Genomic DNA, 18,372 nt, shown 5'->3' with positions numbered 1-18,372 from the left:
ATGCCTCGAGCCTGCTGTACCAGGAGTTCCCCGCAGTGAAGATCCACACCCTAGTCACCGATATCCGCACGCCCGCCGAACGTGGTCGTCAGATCGGCGAGCGCTTCGCCGAGCAGATCCGCCATACCACCCAGCTGTACCTGGACTTCTTCCCGCGGGTGGGCGTGTCCCTGCGTGAGGCGCAGCGCATCGGTGAAAACAGCCTGGCCGCCCTGGAAGCCTGGAGCCCGAACCTGGCGGCCGAGGTGATCGGTCTGGCCAGCGGCGCCGACCTGCCGTTGTGGCAGCTGGCAAGCCTGAACGCCCGTACCGAGGTGCTGGCGGCGCGCACCCGTCACAGCGAATGTTCCACCACTGTGCGTGCGCCGCGCGGCCCGCGTGCGCCGCAGACCCTGCAGACCTGGGACTGGCACGACAGCCTCTGCCCTCACGGCCTGATGCTGGCGCTGCACACCGAGCGTGGCATGAACGTCAAGCTGTTCTGCGAATTCGGCATGCTCGCCAAGCTGGGGGTGAACAGCTCAGGTCTGGGCCTGCATTTCAATATCCTCCATCACACTAGCGACAACGACAGCGGGGGTGTGCCAGTACACGCGATTGCCCGCCGTCTGCTCGAAGACGCCAGCAGTGTCGAGGAAGCCATCGAACTGGCCCGTTCGGCGCGGGTCAGCGCCTCCACCGTGCTCACCGTGTTCTCCCGCGAGGACAGCAGCCCGCGCGCCGTCAGCATCGAGCTAAGCCCTGAGCGCACGGCGCTGGTGCTACCGCGTGAAGACGGCTGGTTGCTGCACACCAACCACTTCCTCGACCCGCAGCTGAGCCTGGGCGAACAGGTCGCCGACCGCGCCGACACCCAGTGTCGTCTGGGGCACCTGGAGCAGGTGATCGGCCAGATGGGCAGCGCCGATCTGCGCGTCCGTGCCGAAGCCATGTGCGGCGCGCAAGGCGACAGCGCACCGATCTGCTTCCACCCGGACATGGCCATGCCCGATACCGAACGTTGGGAAACCCTGCTGAGCGTCGGGATCGATACCGAGCGCGGCGCGCTGGAATACGTAGCGGGCACGCCGCTGCAACTGGCCAAGGCTGGCTTTGAGCGTTTCTGAGCCCACCCGGTGCCACTTGAATAGGGCGGCACCCGCTGACAATGAGAACAACAACAATGCATGCGGAACATTCCAACCCTGCGTCGTCCCGGTCTGCGCTGCGGACCTTCTGCGTCTCCGGCATGGGCACTGCGCTCGAGTTCTATGACTTCATCATCTACGGCACTGCGGCTGCGCTGGTATTTCCCCAAGTGTTCTTCCCGCAAATGGACCACCTGACCGCGACCTTGGTGGCCTTCAGCGCCTTTGGCGCCGGCTTCTTCGCCCGTCCGCTGGGCGGTTTGGTGTTCGGCCACTACGGTGACCGCATCGGCCGCCAAAAGGTGCTGGTCGCGACCTTGCTGCTCATGGGCCTGAGCACCTTCCTCATCGGTTGCTTGCCAAGCCATGCCAGTATCGGCGTCGCTGCCCCGATCCTTCTTGTGCTGTTGCGCCTGATCCAAGGCTTTGCCGCCGGTGGCGAATGGGGCGGTGCCGCGCTGTTCGGCATCGAGTCGGCGCCGCCGGGCAGGCGAGGGTTGTGGGGCAGCTTCACGAGCATGGGCATCGGCGTCGGTGGCATCCTTGGCGCTGCGGTGTTCGCCATCGTCAGTGCCGCCTTCAACGACAACCTGGTGGACTTTGCCTGGCGCATCCCCTTCTGGCTCGGTGGCACGCTGGTGCTGATCGGCCTGTATGCGCGCCTGAAAGCTGCGGTACCGGTCGCCGCCCCCACGCTGAAGGCGGTCCGCGCACCGATGGCCGATGCCTTGCGGCAGCGTCCACGCCAGCTGCTGCTGTGCACCGGGATCGCCTTTGGCTACTGCACCATCGCCTATATCGGCAGCACCTTCTTCCTGACCTACGCTACCCAGGTGGGCTTCGGCAGCACCCAGGCGTTGATGTTCGACCTTACCTTGTCGATCGCCATCGTGTTCTCCGCGCCGCTGTTCGGCTACCTGTCTGACCGTCTGGGTCGGCGCACGGTGATGGTGTTCGGTGCTGTGGTTATGGCGCTCGGGCTGTTCATCTTCTTCGAACTGGTAGGCATGATGAGCTTCGGTATTGCCCTGTTCGCCTACAGCTTGACCGGTCTGCTGATGGGCGCAACCCAAGGTCCCATACCATCGTTTCTGGGGGAGCAGTTCCCGCGCAATATGCGGTACTCGGGAATCTCGGCCAGCTATCAGATCGGTGCAGCACTGGGCGGCGGCACGGCATCTAGCATCGCCACTGCAATCCTTATCTTTACTGACCACAATCCGCTAGGCGTGGCGTTGTATGGAGCTGGCGCGCTGGCATTAGTCGCGTTGTGCTCGTTGTTGTTGCCCGAAACATCGCGACTGAGCATGGCGGAAATCGACGATGAACCTGATAGTGTTGCAGGGGAAGCGAGCTGGTGCGGAACCAGTACGCGTTGGCGAAAAAATAGTTGAATGTGTATTTCTGGATAGGAGGCGTCCGAGTCGAAGTTGATCGTGAGCTACAGAAGCTGCCTTCGCTCTTTACCCGCGTAATGCTTAAGGCAGCCCTCCCGACATGCGTGCCGGCCAGGTGTAAGCTTGGTCTACCCATCGTCTTGGCTCAGCGAATGTCCGCAATGGGTCGATAGCGGTCACTCGGCGAAAGCTGTATTTGGGCTAGAAACTCATACTGGCGAGAGTGTCAGTCCAGGCCTTGTTACACTTGAAACAACCGTTCCAGGAGTTCCGAAGCTTGAGCCTTTCGGTGGCCATCCGGGCTCGTCACAAGCCCGGCGCCACGTGACATTACTGGGGAACGGCAGCGGTAATGATCACTTCCACCAGCAGCTGCGGATCTGCCAGCTTCGCCTCGCCGCAGGCTCGCGCCGGTGCATGGCCGCTGGGCACCCAGGCATCCCATACGGTATTCATCTCGTCAAAGTCTGCCATGTCGGCCAACCAGATAATGGCCTGAAGCAGGTGCTGGCGAGTGGTGCCGGCCTCATCGAGCAGTGCATCGACCCGCGCCAGGGCTTCTCGGGTCTGTTCCGACACCGTCTGGCCGGTCTCGCCGACTTGGCCGGCAAGATAGACGGTGTCGCGGTGGATCACGATCTGGCTCATGCGCGGGTTGATCTGTTTGCGCTGAATGGTCATGGGTCAATCTCCTTGGGTCAGAAACGGCGTGAGGAAAACGCGTCGAGCCATGCAGGCGCTGTTCCTTCGATGAGTTGGCTTACCAGTTGCCCTGTTACCCCCGCCAGTGTCAAGCCAAGGTGCTGATGACCAAAGGCGTGAATCAGGCGTGGTTCGTTCGGCGAGACGCCAATGACCGGTAGCGAGTCCGGCAGCGACGGGCGAAAGCCCAGCCAGCGCCTCGCCACTGGCTGGCGAAGGCCAAGCACGCGCCGTACCCGTTGCTCCAGGTACTCGTAGCGTCGGGGGTTGGCTGGGTCATTGATCGAACCCAGCTCCACGGTGCCGGCCACGCGCAGGCGACCCGCCATGGGGGTCATGTAGAAGGCGCTTTCGACCGGGCAGCAGGGGCGTTCGAGCAAGTTATCCTCCAGGTCGAACTCGATATGGTAGCCACGCTCGGTATCCAGCGGGATGCGATCGCCCAGTTGCTGCGCGAGGGCGGCAGACCAGGCTCCGCCGCACAGCACCACGCGTTCGGCGAGCAGGCTGTGGCCATCGGCGCAGTCCAGTTGCAGTGCATTGTTGCGCCGAACAAGGCGCTGCACGGTGCTGAAACACAGGGTGCCATCGAGCAGCAGTGGCGCTGCCAAGTCCTCGAAGAAGCGCTTTGGATCATCCAGATGGGAGGATTTGGGGAAGAGGATGCCGCCTACCGTCTTGCCGGCCAGTGCGGGCTCAAGTGCTTCGAGTTCGTCGCGACTCAACCGCTGTTGAGGGATGCCGAAGCTGTCACGCAGCGCATAACCGCGGTCGGCGCCACGCAGGCTGTCCAGGCTGGAGTAGGCATAGATGCAGCCTTTATGGCGCAAGTGCTTTTCGGCCATTGGCGCCTCATCCAGCAGTGGTGCATACCCTTCGTAGGTGTGTTGCAGCAATTGTGCAAGGGCCGTCGCGTTGTGCTGGAAATGATGAGGCCGGCACTGATTCAGGAAGCGGACAAGCCAGGGCATCAAACGCGGCAAGCGAGACCACCGCACCACAAAGGGCGAGTCCGCCGAGAAGAGCAGGCGTGGTATGTCGCGCAGCAGGCCAGGTTGTGCGATAGGCATGCAGCCATAGGGCGCAAATGTGCCCGCATTGCCATAGGAGGCACCTGCAGCGACCGCATCGCGCTCCAGCAACACCACATGGTAACCCTGGCGGCGTAGCCACAAGGCAGTGGCAACGCCGACCGCACCGGCACCGATTACAGCGACTTCACAACGCTCTGGCATCTTCATCTAGGCTTCAGACCCTGTCGAACATATGCAAATGGCCTTGCTGCGCGAAACGGGCAATGACGTCCAGGGCCTGGACAAGCTGCTCGCGAGACTTGGCCGCGGAAAGGTTGATGCGCACCGCATTGGGCGATTGGTCATGGCGCAAGCTGAACGCCCCGCCGGGCAGTAGCCCGACGCCATGCTCCCGGCAAAGGCGGGCGAAACGTGACGCGCTCCAAGGTTCAGGCAGCTGCAGCCAGGCATGTGTGCCAACATCGCTGGCCTGGTAATGCAGGCCCTTGAGGTGTTCTGCGAGCAAGGCTTGGCGTTCGCGCAACTCCTCGCGCTGATGGGCAATCAGTGCCTCGCTGACGTGATCCTCGATCAAGCGTGTCGCAATCAGCGCGTTAAGCGGCGAGATGCTCCAGCAGTCGATGCGCAAGGTGGTGGCGATGTTCTGCACCTGTTCGGGTGGCGCGACGACGAAGCCGATGCGCAGGCCCGGTGCGATGCATTTGGAGAGGGCGGTGACATAGAACGTCCGCGCAAGGCGGCGCAACATGAATGTCTCGTCCCTGCGCTCGAGCAACGGGCGATAGACATCGTCCTCGATCAGCCAGAGGTCGTCGTGTGGTGCAAGTACTTCAAGAAGGTCCGCGCGACGTTGCGCGTCGAGGGTGATGGCGGTCGGGTTGTGGATCGACGGCACGAGGAACAGCACCCGTGGTGCGTAGGTCGCGATAGCCTCGCCTAGTGCTTGAGGGTTCATACCCCGCTCATCCCCCGCTACCCCAACCAGGTTCAGCCCCAATGACCGGCACAGGGCGTTGATGCCCTGATAGGTAATGCTGTCGGCCAACACGGTGTCACCTGCCACTGTCATGGCGCGCAAGATGCAGGCGATGCCGTGCTGGGCCCCTTCGGTGATCACCACATTGCTCGGTTGAGCGGGTACATCCAGTGCACGCAACCAGGTCGCCGCGGCTTCTCGCGCCCAAGGCATGCCTTCGGAGGGGTGATACTCCTTCATCCCGGCAAAGCGCGGGTCGTTGGCCAGGCGCGGCAGGAGGGTGGCCAGAGCCTGGGTGTAAGCATCGGTAGCGGGGCGGTTGACGCTGAGGTCGATCATGCCGGGGGCATCGCTTGGCGCCGACTGGAACTGCACCTGTACCTGCCGCGGCACCGCAACCTGGGTGCCTCGGCCTGGGCGACTCTCGATCAGGCCTTGCTCCTGCAGCACGGCCATGGCGCGGGTCACGGTGGTGATGTTGATGCCCAGTTCGCCGGCCAGCTCGCGATGGGGTGGAAGCCGTTCGCCCGGACGCAGGGCGCCACTGCGAATGGCTTCGGCAAGGGAGGAGGCCAGTTGCGAGTAGAGTGTTTCGGCGCTGTCGCGCTGCAGCAGCGTATCCGTCTTTAGGGCGGCAAGTAGCTCTTTGAATGGGCTCATGGCCTGATTTTTCCTTATGCTTATCCTGCTCGCAGCAGGATAACAGCTGGGATTGTCCTGTATTCTTACCCATGACAAACGATATTGACAAGATAAATATGGGTTGGTAGCTTCAAGTTGTACTGCTTGTCATGCATTACAATAATACGAACCCCTACGGTAGGAATTCGCCATGACAGATCAGCCGTTCCACAGCCTGGCGCGCAGCCCGCTTGCATTGCTTCCGGTTCCGGGGGGCCATGGCAGGCGCCCAGAATATCCGGCGTCGCATCACATTTCATCATCCGATGTCTCGTTCGGCGAGGCTCGCTTGTACGGCAACACCCAGGATCAGGAGGTGCACCCATGAGCAATTCGCTGAAGCTGGATGAACCGCGTGAGCGCCGGCTGAGTGACGCCTTGCGCCAGCGGCACATCACCATGATTTCGCTGGGCGGCATCATCGGCGCCGGCCTGTTCGTTGGCAGCAGTGCAACCATTGGCGCGATCGGCCCCGCAGCGTTTCTCAGTTATCTTGCTGCCGGCATCGTAGTGATGCTGGTCATGCGCATGCTCGGTGAAATGGCGGTGGCGATACCGGGCGTTGGATCGTTTACCGAGTACGCGCGACTGGGGCTGGGCAATTGGGTCGGTTTCACCAGTGGCTGGTTGTACTGGTACTTCTGGGTCATTGTCGTAGCGGTGGAGGCGGTGGTTGGAGCCGACATATTGAAGCAATGGATCCCGCTGCCCGCCTGGGCCATCGGCCTGAGCCTGCTGGCAATCATGACCGCCATCAATTGTCTGTCGGTGAAGTCCTATGGCGAGTTCGAGTACTGGTTCGCATCACTCAAGGTGTTCGCCATCATCGTTTTCATCGGCCTGGGTTGTGCCTATCTGTTCGGATGGGCGCCTAGCACCGGCGCCTTGCTGGACAACCTGGTCAACGACCGCGGCTTCATGCCTTACGGCATCAGCGCCGTGCTCGCCGGCGTGCCAACAGTGATTTTCGCGGTGGGCGGCGCAGAAATCGCTACCATCGCTGCAGCCGAATCGGATGACCCTTCCAAGAGCGTCGCTGCGATGACCCGCTCGGTGATCTTTCGGGTGATCACGTTCTACGTCGTCTCTATTCTGCTGATCGTCTGTATCGTGCCCTGGGGCACTATCGAGGCAGGGCATTCACCTTTCGTCACCGCCATGGAAGTCATGCATGTACCGGGTGCGACGCTGATCATGGAAGCCGTGGTTCTGGTTGCTGTGCTGTCGGCGCTGAACTCCGGGTTGTATGTGTCTTCGCGCATTCTGTTCGGCCTCAGCGAGCGTGGCGATGCGCCGGCTGCATTGTCGCAACTGACCGGGCACCGGGTACCGCGCTTGGCGGTATTGCTGAGCAGTGTGATTGGCTACATTGCCATCGCCGCAGCGATCGCGTCACCGCAAGGTGTTTTCCTTTTCCTGGTGAACGCCTCGGGCGCCATCATGTTGTTTGTCTATCTGGCCATCGCGATCGCTCAAGTGCGGCTGCGCCGTCAACTGGAGCGCGAAGCGCCACAGCGCCTGACGCTACGCATGTGGCTGTTCCCCGGTCTGTCCTACGCGGTTGTCGCCGCCATCGTCGGGGTGCTGGTGGCCATGGCGTTCCAGGAAGGGCTGCGCACGCAATTGCTTGCCAGCCTGGTCAGCCTGGCGGTGGTTTCGGCGGCGCATTTGTTGGTGCGCAAGCGCCGGTTGCATGCCGGGCCGCGTGACACGCGCGTTGCATAATCGCACCGTCGGATCGAAACCCCGCCAACTGGCGGGGTTTTCTCATGAAGCGTCATTGCAAATCAGTCACTCGCGACTGGCAGCTATCGACCCGTAGCTGACAGGAACCCTGAAGACATGTTGCGCGCATCGATTAGTAGTCAATCAGATCGATATCTTGCAATGCGCTTGCATGACAATGCTCACCACGAGTGTTTCATTGCCAAAGTGGCAGCGAAACATCTTCCCTCGATTTCGCAAGATGATCAGTTTTTTGATCTGGCGCAAAGTATTTACCCTCCATGGACGTACCTTTTTACTACCAATGACCTTTCGTCACCACGCCGGAAATTTGCGCTCACCTTCACGTTTGTCAGTGTGTTTTTGATAAGTTTTTGTCTTTTTCATGCTTTCAAGGGAGCCCTATGAAAACCTCATATTTCGTAGCAGCGACAATCCTGGCCGCGTCTGCCATCGCATTTCACGCCAACGCGCAGACCCTCGAAAAGGTTGCTGATAGTAACAAAATCACCGTGTCTTACCGGGAGGCGTCGGTACCCTTCAGCTACTTGATTAGTCCCGGTAAAGCCGTCGGTTTCTCCGTCGATTTGACCGATGCCATCGTTGCTGATGTGCGTAGAAAGCTCAAGAAGCCGAACTTGGAAGTGGTTTACATTCCTGTGTCTTCGCAAACCCGAATTCCGTTGCTGGTCAACGGCACATACGATCTGGAGTGCGGTTCCACTACTAACAACGCCGTGCGTGGGAAGGACGTGGCTTTTGCAATCAGCCATTTCTACACCGGCACGCGCCTACTAACCAAGAAAACCTCCGGCATAAAGAGCTACGCCGATCTTGCAAAGAAGACTGTTGCCAGCACAGCCGGTAGCACGAACGAGAAGGTCCTCCGTCAATACAGTGCCGACCACAATCTAGACGTACAGGTCGTCTTGGGCAAAGACTATGATGACTCCTTGGCGCTGGTTGAGAATGATCGTGCCGTGGCGCTTGCCCTGGACGATGTCCTGCTGTTTGGCCTCATGGCGAACTCCAAAAATCCCGACTCCCTCGAAGTCGTGGGTGATGCGCTGCAAGTAGAACCTTATGGCTGCATGCTTCGAAAAGATGATCCTGAATTCAAGGAATTGGTCGATGGCACCATAACCCGTCTCATGAAGTCGGGCGAATTCGCAAGGCTATACACCAAGTGGTTTCAATCACCGATTCCTCCAAAAGGGATGAATTTGAACATGCCGATGAGCGAACAGCTCAAAGCCAATCTCGAGACGCGGAGTGACAAGCCAGCGCTGTAATGCTCGAGTGGTTGCGAACGTCTTCTTTGAAGCGAAAGCACCAAGCTCCGGAATTGGCCGCTAGCCGACCTCGGCTAACGGCCGCTATGGGTCGGTTAGCGACCGTCCACCGTATCGAGTTCACCCTTGTTCTCCCTAACGCGGAGGACAACCCATGAAAACCGCTGCTATCTACACCCATCGGCCATGGAACAAGGGAAAGCTGTACCCACACGCTGCAGCGAACGAAGGCCTCATTGATCTATCGCAGAACCAAGAATCTAAGGGCAGTCCAACTCCTGCTTGGCCATACGAAGCTTGAAAGCACCGTCAGATATCTGGGGGTTGAGGTCGACAATGCCTTGGAGATGGCAGAGCAGACGTAGGTCTGACCATCCAAAAGCGACGGTCGAGGGCAGACCGTCTTAGCGGCCATGAGCATTCACCGAAGACATTGTTCTCACGGGTAGACAATCAGGAATCGAAGTGGTCACCCGGCATGATTGAATGCGTATAACTAAGTTCTGGTTGAATGCCTTAATCTCGAACGCCAAAGCCTTGGCGCTGTCATTGGGTCAAGCTGGATATAACTGATCAACTATCGAGACTGTAAGGGGGGAGCGTTCACCGCCGGTGTGAAGTGTGGTATCCGTTTCAATCAGCATGACCGCACACTCATCCTCAGCGATCGGCTTGTGTCGGATCTGTTTGGGGATGACGCAATATTCCCCCGCGTGCAAGACAATGGTGCGATCTTCGAGCTGAATGCGAAGTGTGCCATGGATCACTAAAAACATCTCGTCTTCATGTTCGTGGGCGTGCCAGACGAATTCCCCTTTCAGTTTTGCAATTTTGACGAACTGGTTGTTAACACGCCCGAGGACTCGGGGCTTCCAGTATTCCGTCAGTGTATCGAGTTCATTTCGTAGATTTATGCTATCCAAGGGGTTGATCATGCTCATGCCTCTGTCCGTGTGTCAGTCTGAGCCTTGCAATCTAAAGAGTGGCGTAGATTTTGTGTAGCGACGCATTATAATGCCGGCATTAACATTGCTAATGGCTTGATATGAACAAAACTCACAACCTTGATCTGGCGCTGCTCAGAGCATTTGTCGAAGTGGCGGATACTGGGAGCATGAGCGTTGCGTCAGTCAACCTGCACCTCACACAAGGTGCTGTTAGCCAGCGGATCAAGCGCCTGGAGGAATTCCTCGCCTGCCAATTATTGCTGCGTGATACACAGGGCAGTCGTTTGACGTGGAAGGGGCAATCGCTACTGCCAGATGCTCGTCGTCTGCTACGGATGCATGACGCATTCTGTGCCTCCATTGGCGGTAGGGAGTCAGCTGCCTCGGTGCGCCTTGGGCTCCCCTTCGATATGGCCGGAGCCCCGCTTGCCCCCTTGCTCAAGGCTTTTAGTAATGCCTTTCCGAGGGCCGAGGTAAAGATTTTCAGCGCTGCCTCGATGGATCTCGACCAAGCGTTCGCCAACGGCAAACTCGATCTGGTACTCAGTCAAGGCCCGATCAACGTCGAATTGGGCGAACGGCTGACTGTGGATCAACTCGTATGGTTGGGCAACGAGGCGACAGCAGCACAGAGGCCATTAGCCCTGTGCTTTTTGACCGCGAATTGCGCTTTTCGCGATACCGTTTTGCAGCGTCTGGGCGATGAAGGTATTGTCGGAAGGATGGTGTTCGAAAATACCTCAGCCGATACTACATTGACCATGGTTCGCAGTGGGCTTGCGGTCACGCCTTGGCTGCGAAGCCTCGCTCCCGAAGGACTCATACTATCATTATCGGATTGTGGGCTACCGACATTGCCCGAGTTCGCGGTGCGGTTGCAGATGGTGGATAATGCCAGTAGTCCTGTTTCTGATCTTGCTGACCTTATCAGGGATCATTTCAAGCGCTCTGACATCTAAAGCTCCGAAGGATTTTTCAGGCAGTACCTAAAGCACCCATCGGGTTTGGAAAGGACAAAGTGCGCCAAGTTGCCGATCAACTCGACGAGTTATGAGCGGCTATTTCGGAACAGTTCTCGAAAACCTTGGCAACCCCCTCAGACCAGCAAGATGGCTCGAACGCAGCCGCAACTGCTTCGATACTCGCCCGAGGCACTTGATGATTCGCGCGGTCTAACGCATTACCGTGTCAGCGCCTGCGCCATCGAGGCCCGCAATCAGACGGCTGTGACCGGCGCACCATGGCGCGCGACCAGTCCATAATTGGCCAAAGATGCATGCGTCGCGGCAGCGCCGCATCGAAATACAGGCAATAGTTGTCATCCCCAGCAACACGATGCACGCCAACCACCACAATCAACCGTGCTTTTGGCTCCGTCTGCGAAAGTGCAGCTTCCAGCGCCGGCATCACCAGCCCCCAGGGTAAGTCTGCAGCAGCCGGTGAGTTGGTCGTCGGTCCCAGCGAAAACCTCGGCCCAGGAACAGTCGTTGCCGGCTCTTTATGTGACTGTACTGCTGGTTTTTCTGGATCTCGGTGGAGCTCGCTTACAGGCTATCGGGATCCCCGAAGAACATTTGGACATTCATATAAATCAGTTGGTTATGAATGGGAAATTGGTTTTGTACCCCCAGATGTACCCCTTTTTACAGCAGCTACGAGTGGATTACAGTGGACGCACCGGGGGCGGGGCTGGCGCAGAACGTGCAATCCCTCACCCATTTGCGCAACTTATTGCTTTGGGCTCGTCCCAGTCGCTGCGCGTCGCAGCAGTCAGCGCATCCCAGTCATCAGGAGGGTTGCCGCGGCCCAGCATCTTCTCGAAAACCGCGTAGGGATCGGATTTGCTGCCTGCGGAGCGTAGGGTGTTTTCGTCGTTGACCCATGCATAGACGATGACCTTGGACCTTGAGTCGTAGCGAAAGAACAGCCGAAAGCGCCTGCCGATTTTTGCACGGCGCCAATGTCGGTAGGCGGTGCCCAGCGTGTTGCCTTGGCGGAACTCATCACGGCCTGGGTCGGCAGGCACAGCCTCCATGATCAGATGGCTCAATGCCCGAAACAGCTTGACGTTAGCGTTGCTCTCAAAACCTTGCGGATCGTTCTGCTCGGCTCGGGCGGCGGCTTCTTGCAATTTGCGTAGCTGTAAAGTCACACCTTCATGGAACAACAGTGTCCAGCCATGTCGCAGCATCAGATCGCGACCTCACCATCGATATCTTCGTCCAGGTTTACGCAGTGGTTTGCGTTGGCGAGCATGGTTTGCGCCAAGTCTTCCGGCAGAGTGGTGAGGTTGCGGCCGCCTCGGATATCCGCTTCCAGCAAACCCAGGAACGCACCGATGGCAGGGTCTTCGTGGGTGGTTTCTACGCGGCTGACCACGATTTCACCGCCGCGTACGTCGAATGCAATTTTGCCACCTGTGTCAATGCCCAGTAGCTGGCGAATGGATTTGGGCAGTGTGACCTGTCCCTTCGAGGTCAACGTGGCGATTTCGTGGATGGCAGGCATGAGTGTTCTCCCGGATGTATTGATCGGATGGTAAGGAATAATCCTTACTCGGTCAATCTTGGTTTTCTGCTGATCAAGCATAGGCGGGGAGGACGCTCAATAGCGCCGCAAGATGAGTTACACCACTTCCAGGGACACGATGCTTCCATTGGCTCAAGACAGATGGCCAGCAGTATTGCGCTGTAGCGCAACCAAGAGAAGTCCCAGGTGCTAAGGATCAGGGAACTTGAAGGACATGAACTGGATGGGCTCACCTGTTCTCCCGCAAGGGATTCTCCGATCAGGTCAGCACAGGCCGTCTGACCTGTGCTGAAATAGCCCTCCGTCCAACAGCCCTCTACAAGCTCCCCATCCCATGAGTCAGATGAGCTTTTCCGATTGCGAGTACGCCGGTCAGCGCAAGCAAACCCGTCGCGAGCGTTTCCTGGCCGAGATGGAGCAGGTGGTACCGTGGAGCGGTTTGCTGGCATTGATCGAGCCGCATTACCCAAAGGCCGGCGGTGGTCGCAAGCCGTATCCACTGGAAATCATGCTGTGCATCGACCTGCTGCAAAGCTGGTTCTCGTTGAGCGACCCAGCCATGGAAGAGGCGCTGTACGAGATCACTTTGGAGGTTATCGCAACCCCCATGTGGGCTGCGTAGGCCGGACTGAGAAATGCGGCGACCGATGGAGGCGTAGGATGAAGTTAGATCGCTGCGCTGGATGGGATCACAGGCCAGTCCACCAGCAGCAGCCCTCCATTTTCTCGCAAAGAAGAGATGCTGTTATCTAGTCCGTCGCACTTGAGTGAGCCACTTGCGTCCCATTTCTGTTCACCCTATCTGATCAATGTAGGTTACGAGGTTCTGGATAATCGCGGCATTGGCTTGGGGCTAAGGGATGATATGCCAAGCCGAACAGATGGCTCTGGGTTAGTCAGACCGGCAGGAGTGCATGAGATGAGGCCAGCGGCGCTTGGGCAGTATTTGCCAAGCTACATGCCACATCAGCGCCTGAGGGGGTTGAACAGCGGAGGCCAAGACTGGCCTCCGTGAGCAATCATTTGCCGCGATTGAACGGAACCACTATCCCTGCGTCTGGTGCGTTGTGAACAACAGTCACGGGAGTCACGGAGGTACTGTTACTCTTAAGCTTGGCCAAGTGCACCACTTCAGCAATGCCACTGAGGTAGCGGTTGGGCAAGCCTGTCAGCATCTCGATATCCGTTGCTGCTAACCCGATGTAGGCAGCGACGCCGTTCACAGGCAAAACGCCTGAGGAGGCCAGCAGCTCGATGGTGCGTTTGAGGAGGCGAGGTTGTTCAGGTGCGCGACCTTCATCACCTGGTTCCGCTTTGACGCCCCAGCGAGCTGAGCGACGCTTGAAAAGCAGACCCTTTGCATCATCATCGATCACCTTCAATGCCCAGAGGCGCATGACCATGGCAGCCACAGAAACGCCCCAGCGTTGCTTGAGCAACAATAGGCTGTCGAGGGTAACTGGGCTCCTGACTTCGGCGGCGAACGTCTCTGCAGGCAGCAGGAAAGCACCCGCAAAACGGTGCGCCTGGTCTTCCATCATTTTGTGACGAACAGGGTCAGTCGACCGCTCAATTCCTTTGTGCAAGATCAGATGGCCGAGCTCATGAGCTAAGTCGAAGCGACTGCGGAAGCCGTTTTGCTTGTCAGCGGAAAGCAGCACGAGTGGGCGGTTCAACACCTCACTCCATGCCGACAGCCCCTCGATGGTTGCAACGCCGGTTTCCTCGCGCACCAAGATAACGCCGGCGCCTTCAACCGCCATTGCCAGGTCAGGTATTGCACGTCGACCCAGGCCCCAAAGCTCGCGACATTCATCGGCAGCTTCTTCGATATCGGCATTGGTGATCTGCTCAGGATCCTTGAAGGTACGCTTGGGCAGGTTCACATCGGGAAAGTCCACGAACTCACCCAGCGCAATTGCGATGTCCTGCGCCCATTCAAGGCGTGCTTCGAGCATTGTTCGTGCGCTGGCATGCGCCGAGGCATTGCTTCGGAACAAGGGAAGGGAGCACTTCTCAGGTAAAGGGCGGGTGAACCACTCCGGGGTAACATTGATGACTTTGGAGAGATTGGCCAAGGCTTCGGCCTCGGGACACTGCTGCCCGCTTTTCCACTTGCTAATCGTGGCAGGGGAGACCCCCACCATGCTTGCAAGTGCGACTTGAGAAAGGCCGCGAGCCGCGAGCGCTTGTACCAGCCGCCCCGACTCAAACCCTGTGATTCCACGACTCATGATTCTGTATGTTTTCCTGTTTCGGGTAGGCCCGTTTCGAGCACGCCTGTTTTGAGTTTCGGCTTCGCCTTGTCGATTTGCTCAGATGCTTCATCGTAACGAGCGAGGAACTTACTCAAAGGCTCTCGGAAAAGCCAACCCTTCATTTTCGCATCTGGCACCGCGATGTGAATTTCCAGAGGCGCTTCGGGCAGTTGGGTCAGTGAGCCGCTGAAGCACGCTACGAAAAAGAACGTACCGGAGGTGATAGGTTCCGGCGCAAAAAGTGATGGCTGAACCAGCTGCGTCATGGCCTGGTTTGCCTCTGCAAGCTGCCGTCGGATAGCACCCCGTCGGATGTTGTTCCACAACGTGGAGCACATGTTCACCCGACCGAACTTGAAGATGCCGGCGTGGCCCAAGACGACTCCGTTACCCTTGAGGGGCGTATGGACTGCGTCGGCGGCACGCAACGTCTCTTCAAAGGACTCGTTCATGCGGAAGGCCCGCATCTGTCCCAGCGCATTCTTCCGGTGGTTGTCGTCCATGTCTTTCGTATCCAGGTACGCGCGGAGCGCACCTGCTTCAAATGCGTCCTCGATACCCATGGCAAGGTTGCGAGGGACATGGTGAATCAACAGCTCGGGAATGGTGGGTTGGCGGGTTTTGGTCATGAATGGAGGTTCTCGGGTTTCGAATGACGGGATTATACCTCTAAAAAATTTCGCTTGAATAGTGAGGAATCGATATTTGTGAATTTTAGAGGCTGATTCAGAGCTCCAAGCAAGGGCGTGGGGCAGTAGCTTCAGCGTTGTTGCGTTCACAATCGTCATTGTGGGTATGTTGCTGATGCGAAATTGAGCGCTCGTCGAGTGGTTTGCGGGTGGGTTATGAAGGACGTGCGCTGGGCTTTGTGCGCTGGCCCGCTGTGCGGCTTGCCGGTGACCATTTGCAATCGCTTTATTTATGAGGTGTCTAACGACCCTCCGCGTCATCCATAACCACGACGGTTTTTCATGATATGAATGACTGACTGGAAGGCTTGGTCTTCCTCCCAATGAGGTCTACGGCTAGGGTTGCGCGGCAGACGCGCTAATAAAGGATGAGGGGTAAGGGTATGGATGAGCAGCAAGAATGGCCTATGTACAACGGTAGACCCACGGTCTACTTTGATCAAAATGTAATCGATCTGGCCGTTAAGCAGAGAGATCCGGCGTTTTTCACCCAGTTCTCCAAAGACTTTCAGATCGTATATTCCGACCATACCCTGCGGGAGATAAAACGCAGTGGGCAGCCTGACAAGTTCTTGGAGGTTCTGTCCAGGTTCAATGCCATGATCCTCAAGCATGACGTTGATAGCGCGTTCCAGCCGACAGGGCAGATGTTTCTCGCCTCAACGCCTCCCGTGGCTGCCTTTGAGCAGTACGTCGCTACTGCACCATTCTTCGATCAGATGCTTGCCTCAGCTCATTAGACCACTCTGAAGATGTTCGGTGGACGCAAAGACAACAGTTTTGAGGACATCGCCGCCGAACAAACGGAGGCATTCAAAGGGTTGATGAAGATGGTCGCTGACGGAGCGGCAGCCTTGGCGGACACACATCCGGAACTGGTCGCTGCAGCCGATCAGTATATTGAGATCACCCAGAGGGCGTACGAAAAGGCCACGCAACTGTCGGCGCAGGAGATGACCAAGCACATCGATGAATCGGGTGCGAAATCTGGTATCCAGGGGTACCGTGAAGCAGTTGGGGCGGGGCCCGTGCAACTGAACAACATTGAAGCGCCCAATGTCATCAAGAAAATCTGGGCACGTTACCAGAACCTTGACGGCTACAAGGACAGAGGGTTCACGATCGAAAACTTCCTCGGCATTTCAGCCAGTCCGATCCATGGTCGCGAGCTCTACCGGTTCGAGAAAGTGACTAGCATCTATAACGTCCTCAACGTCATTGGGTACAACCCTGATAGCCGGCTAGACAAGGAAAACCGTCACATCGCGTCAATCAGCGATGCGGCGCATGCGTCTACGGCGATATTCACCAATGTTCTGCTCAGTGGCGACGCAGCCTTTCGTGAGCAAAGTCCGTGCGATCTATGAGTATCTTGATATCCGCACGGAGGTGGGGTTAGTCACGGTGCAGGGCGAACGGGTACTCATCACCACGTGAGGTGGGGAAGCGATCTCATTCTAGCGTGGTGTGCAGGTCTTGAGCGGTTCGGGGAATATCGAGAATTTGTGAGCGTCGCAGTTGGCTAGCAGTGAGGAGTACATTTGTGTTCGGACTGCTACAAAGTTATTTCCATCTAAGGGATAGGGCGTAGCTACCCATGTCAATCCGTCGTATCGGATCGGTCTCTTTACCGTGCGCCCAATGAACTTGTGAGAGGTGGTTTTCATTGGTTTTTTTGGGCGCGTGGTGGAAATTAATTGAATGGAGGTGAATTTAGTAATGTCGGATTTAAAAAGCGGAGTTCCCATGAGTCTTCAAGGTATTAATGTTTGGAGGGCGTTGGGGAGTCTGGTGTCAGCAAGCGCTACAGTGACAGCTGTGGGGGCGCTTGCAGCTTTCGTCGTTATTTTTGCCTATTTGCATGAAATTGGATCGCCCGAATTGATAGGTAAGGCTTTGGCGGCACCTTCGGAGGTATGGCCTTGGGTCGTTGTGTCAAGTCTGTTGCTGATTTTTTATCTGCTGCTTCTTCTCTTAACTACGGCTTCATACGCAGTTGCCGTCAATCTGTTCAAAAAAACACCGGACGTCCAGCGTGCGATGGCGGGCTATCTGCTTATCCCCACGCTTGCTGGCGTTGTCGCGACAGTTTGCTCGACCTTGCTGACTCATAATACAAGTGTAGTCCCTGTGTTTGTCGACTCCGCTGTATGGGTGGTGATAGGTATGCTTGTATTGTTTTTCATTCCCAAGTTCACTGTTCTGCTCGATAAGGCTATTTCAGGTGATAAGGCTGTCCATTGCTTTGGGGTTATCCACCTGAAGCACATGTCTGCTTTGGCTATGGCTACCTGGGTGGCAGCGATCGCTGCCACTTTTCCAATGCTAGCTGTTTTTTGAGCACGCCTTCGTTGTTTTACAGTCAAGGCGGTGTGAGTAAGGCTGTTTTTATTTCGATATTTATTACCATCCTTGGTTTTGTTCCCGCTATCGCATTCTATGTGTCAAGGGGTGAGACCTTTGTTCGGGTGCGCAACGCATTTTTTGGTGTTGTGGCTCTGATAATTGGTACGCTCGTTATTGTGCCGTCAGCTGTGCCCGCTGCGGTCGATCAGGCGGCAGTTCTAGCAGGTATTAAGGATGTGCGGGTGTTTCCTTATATGTTGAAGGAAACCTATGCTGCAGAAGATTTTGATAGGAGCTGGGGGAACGTTGTTACGAAAAGGAATTATCCGGTAGTAGAAGGGCTTGTGCTTTTTACTTTGGGTGGTGTTACGTTGCTGTGCCCAAAATCTTTAGAGGGCACAGATCTGTCTAGATGGGCTTCCGAGTCGGGAGCCTGTTTGACGATGAACAGCAAGATGGTTAAGCGGATGCCTTTGAAGCAGACATAGGTGGACTCATTCTAGAGTGGTCGAACAGTTAGAGTAGTCACTGCCATGACCGCTGCTTACCAAGCACTTAAGGTTGTAGCAATGGGCTGTTGCCTAGCCCGTGCGCGGTAAACGACGAAAATTGATGAGCAGTCTTTAATAGCGTGATCCAGTAGTATCGCAGATTTGGGGCCCAAGTGTG

Annotated in this window: 17 protein-coding genes and 2 pseudogenes; 11 read left to right on the top strand and 8 right to left on the bottom strand. The window is 57.2% G+C overall.

All coding sequences use genetic code 11. The features are described 5' to 3' along the window. The first annotated feature begins 35 nt into the window (after positions 1-35). The gene (locus tag QIY50_25995) at positions 36-1,106 is read left to right on the top strand and encodes a C45 family autoproteolytic acyltransferase/hydrolase (protein WGV20649.1); all 1,071 of its coding nucleotides are present in this window, start codon (positions 36-38) and stop codon (positions 1,104-1,106) included. Positions 1,107-1,162: 56 nt separating this feature from the next. Next, a complete protein-coding gene (locus tag QIY50_25990; protein WGV20648.1) occupies positions 1,163-2,521 on the top strand; it encodes an MFS transporter in 1,359 nt (452 codons plus the stop codon). A gap of 333 nt (positions 2,522-2,854) precedes the next feature. On the opposite strand, the gene QIY50_25985 is transcribed toward QIY50_25990, so the two are convergent. Genes QIY50_25985 through QIY50_25975 form a run of 3 tightly spaced genes read right to left on the bottom strand, consistent with a single transcriptional unit; the run spans position 2,855 to position 5,896 of the window. Further along, complete coding sequence (locus QIY50_25985) at positions 2,855-3,205, bottom strand: RidA family protein (GenBank protein ID WGV20647.1); 351 nt, start codon at positions 3,203-3,205, stop codon at positions 2,855-2,857. Positions 3,206-3,222: 17 nt separating this feature from the next. Further along, on the bottom strand, positions 3,223-4,467 hold the full coding sequence (locus QIY50_25980) for an FAD-dependent oxidoreductase (protein WGV20646.1): 1,245 nt from the start codon (positions 4,465-4,467) through the stop codon (positions 3,223-3,225). Between the two features lie 7 nt (positions 4,468-4,474). Beyond that, positions 4,475-5,896, bottom strand: a complete 1,422-nt coding sequence (locus QIY50_25975; protein ID WGV20645.1) for a PLP-dependent aminotransferase family protein — start codon at positions 5,894-5,896, stop codon at positions 4,475-4,477. 345 nt (positions 5,897-6,241) lie between these two features. On the opposite strand from QIY50_25975, the gene QIY50_25970 reads away from it, so the two are divergent. The 3 genes and pseudogenes from QIY50_25970 (at position 6,242) to QIY50_25960 (ending at position 9,299) form a co-directional block, all read left to right on the top strand. Then, a complete protein-coding gene (locus QIY50_25970; protein WGV20644.1) occupies positions 6,242-7,642 on the top strand; it encodes an amino acid permease in 1,401 nt (466 codons plus the stop codon). A gap of 404 nt (positions 7,643-8,046) precedes the next feature. Next, complete coding sequence (locus tag QIY50_25965) at positions 8,047-8,934, top strand: transporter substrate-binding domain-containing protein (GenBank protein ID WGV20643.1); 888 nt, start codon at positions 8,047-8,049, stop codon at positions 8,932-8,934. A 206-nt stretch (positions 8,935-9,140) separates the two neighbouring features. Continuing rightward, a pseudogene (locus QIY50_25960) lies at positions 9,141-9,299 on the top strand (integrase). 189 nt (positions 9,300-9,488) lie between these two features. Here the strand turns inward: QIY50_25960 and QIY50_25955 are convergent. Beyond that, positions 9,489-9,875 carry a cupin domain-containing protein gene (locus QIY50_25955; GenBank protein ID WGV20642.1) on the bottom strand — a complete coding sequence of 129 codons (387 nt, stop codon included), beginning with the start codon at positions 9,873-9,875 and terminating at the stop codon, positions 9,489-9,491. Positions 9,876-9,979: 104 nt separating this feature from the next. Between QIY50_25955 and QIY50_25950 the strand changes: the two genes are divergently transcribed. Continuing rightward, positions 9,980-10,840: a LysR family transcriptional regulator gene (locus QIY50_25950; protein ID WGV20641.1), complete on the top strand. Its 861-nt coding sequence runs from the start codon at positions 9,980-9,982 to the stop codon at positions 10,838-10,840. A 752-nt stretch (positions 10,841-11,592) separates the two neighbouring features. Here the strand turns inward: QIY50_25950 and QIY50_25945 are convergent. Beyond that, on the bottom strand, positions 11,593-12,072 hold the full coding sequence (locus QIY50_25945) for a type II toxin-antitoxin system YhaV family toxin (protein WGV20640.1): 480 nt from the start codon (positions 12,070-12,072) through the stop codon (positions 11,593-11,595). Next, the gene (locus tag QIY50_25940) at positions 12,072-12,389 is read right to left on the bottom strand and encodes a type II toxin-antitoxin system PrlF family antitoxin (GenBank protein ID WGV20639.1); all 318 of its coding nucleotides are present in this window, start codon (positions 12,387-12,389) and stop codon (positions 12,072-12,074) included. Before QIY50_25940 ends, QIY50_25945 begins: the two co-directional genes overlap by 1 nt. A gap of 355 nt (positions 12,390-12,744) precedes the next feature. Between QIY50_25940 and QIY50_25935 the strand changes: the two are divergent. Next, positions 12,745-12,996 (top strand): annotated as a pseudogene (locus QIY50_25935) (transposase). A gap of 433 nt (positions 12,997-13,429) precedes the next feature. Here the strand turns inward: QIY50_25935 and QIY50_25930 are convergent. Together QIY50_25930 and QIY50_25925 are read right to left on the bottom strand one after the other, a co-directional pair. Next, positions 13,430-14,644 carry an XRE family transcriptional regulator gene (locus QIY50_25930; protein WGV20638.1) on the bottom strand — a complete coding sequence of 405 codons (1,215 nt, stop codon included), beginning with the start codon at positions 14,642-14,644 and terminating at the stop codon, positions 13,430-13,432. After that, entirely contained in the window at positions 14,641-15,297 is a 657-nt protein-coding gene (locus tag QIY50_25925; GenBank protein WGV20637.1) for a hypothetical protein, read from the bottom strand. Before QIY50_25925 ends, QIY50_25930 begins: the two co-directional genes overlap by 4 nt. Before the next feature lie 443 nt (positions 15,298-15,740). Between QIY50_25925 and QIY50_25920 the strand changes: the two genes are divergently transcribed. The 4 genes from QIY50_25920 to QIY50_25905 all read left to right on the top strand — a co-directional run bounded on the left by QIY50_25920 (position 15,741) and on the right by QIY50_25905 (position 18,191). Then, the gene (locus QIY50_25920; protein ID WGV20636.1) at positions 15,741-16,097 is read left to right on the top strand and encodes a hypothetical protein; all 357 of its coding nucleotides are present in this window, start codon (positions 15,741-15,743) and stop codon (positions 16,095-16,097) included. A gap of 12 nt (positions 16,098-16,109) precedes the next feature. After that, entirely contained in the window at positions 16,110-16,724 is a 615-nt protein-coding gene (locus tag QIY50_25915) for a hypothetical protein (GenBank protein ID WGV20635.1), read from the top strand. Positions 16,725-17,103: 379 nt separating this feature from the next. Next, positions 17,104-17,697: a hypothetical protein gene (locus tag QIY50_25910; protein ID WGV20634.1), complete on the top strand. Its 594-nt coding sequence runs from the start codon at positions 17,104-17,106 to the stop codon at positions 17,695-17,697. Positions 17,698-17,729: 32 nt separating this feature from the next. After that, positions 17,730-18,191: a hypothetical protein gene (locus QIY50_25905; protein ID WGV20633.1), complete on the top strand. Its 462-nt coding sequence runs from the start codon at positions 17,730-17,732 to the stop codon at positions 18,189-18,191. Positions 18,192-18,372 lie beyond the last annotated feature (181 nt).

The sequence above is a fragment of the Pseudomonas putida genome (assembly GCA_029953615.1).
In the GTDB taxonomy this organism is placed as follows: Bacteria; Pseudomonadota; Gammaproteobacteria; order Pseudomonadales; family Pseudomonadaceae; genus Aquipseudomonas.
The sequence above is the reverse complement of the archived record's forward strand: the minus strand, read 5'-3'. Positions and strand labels throughout refer to the sequence as shown.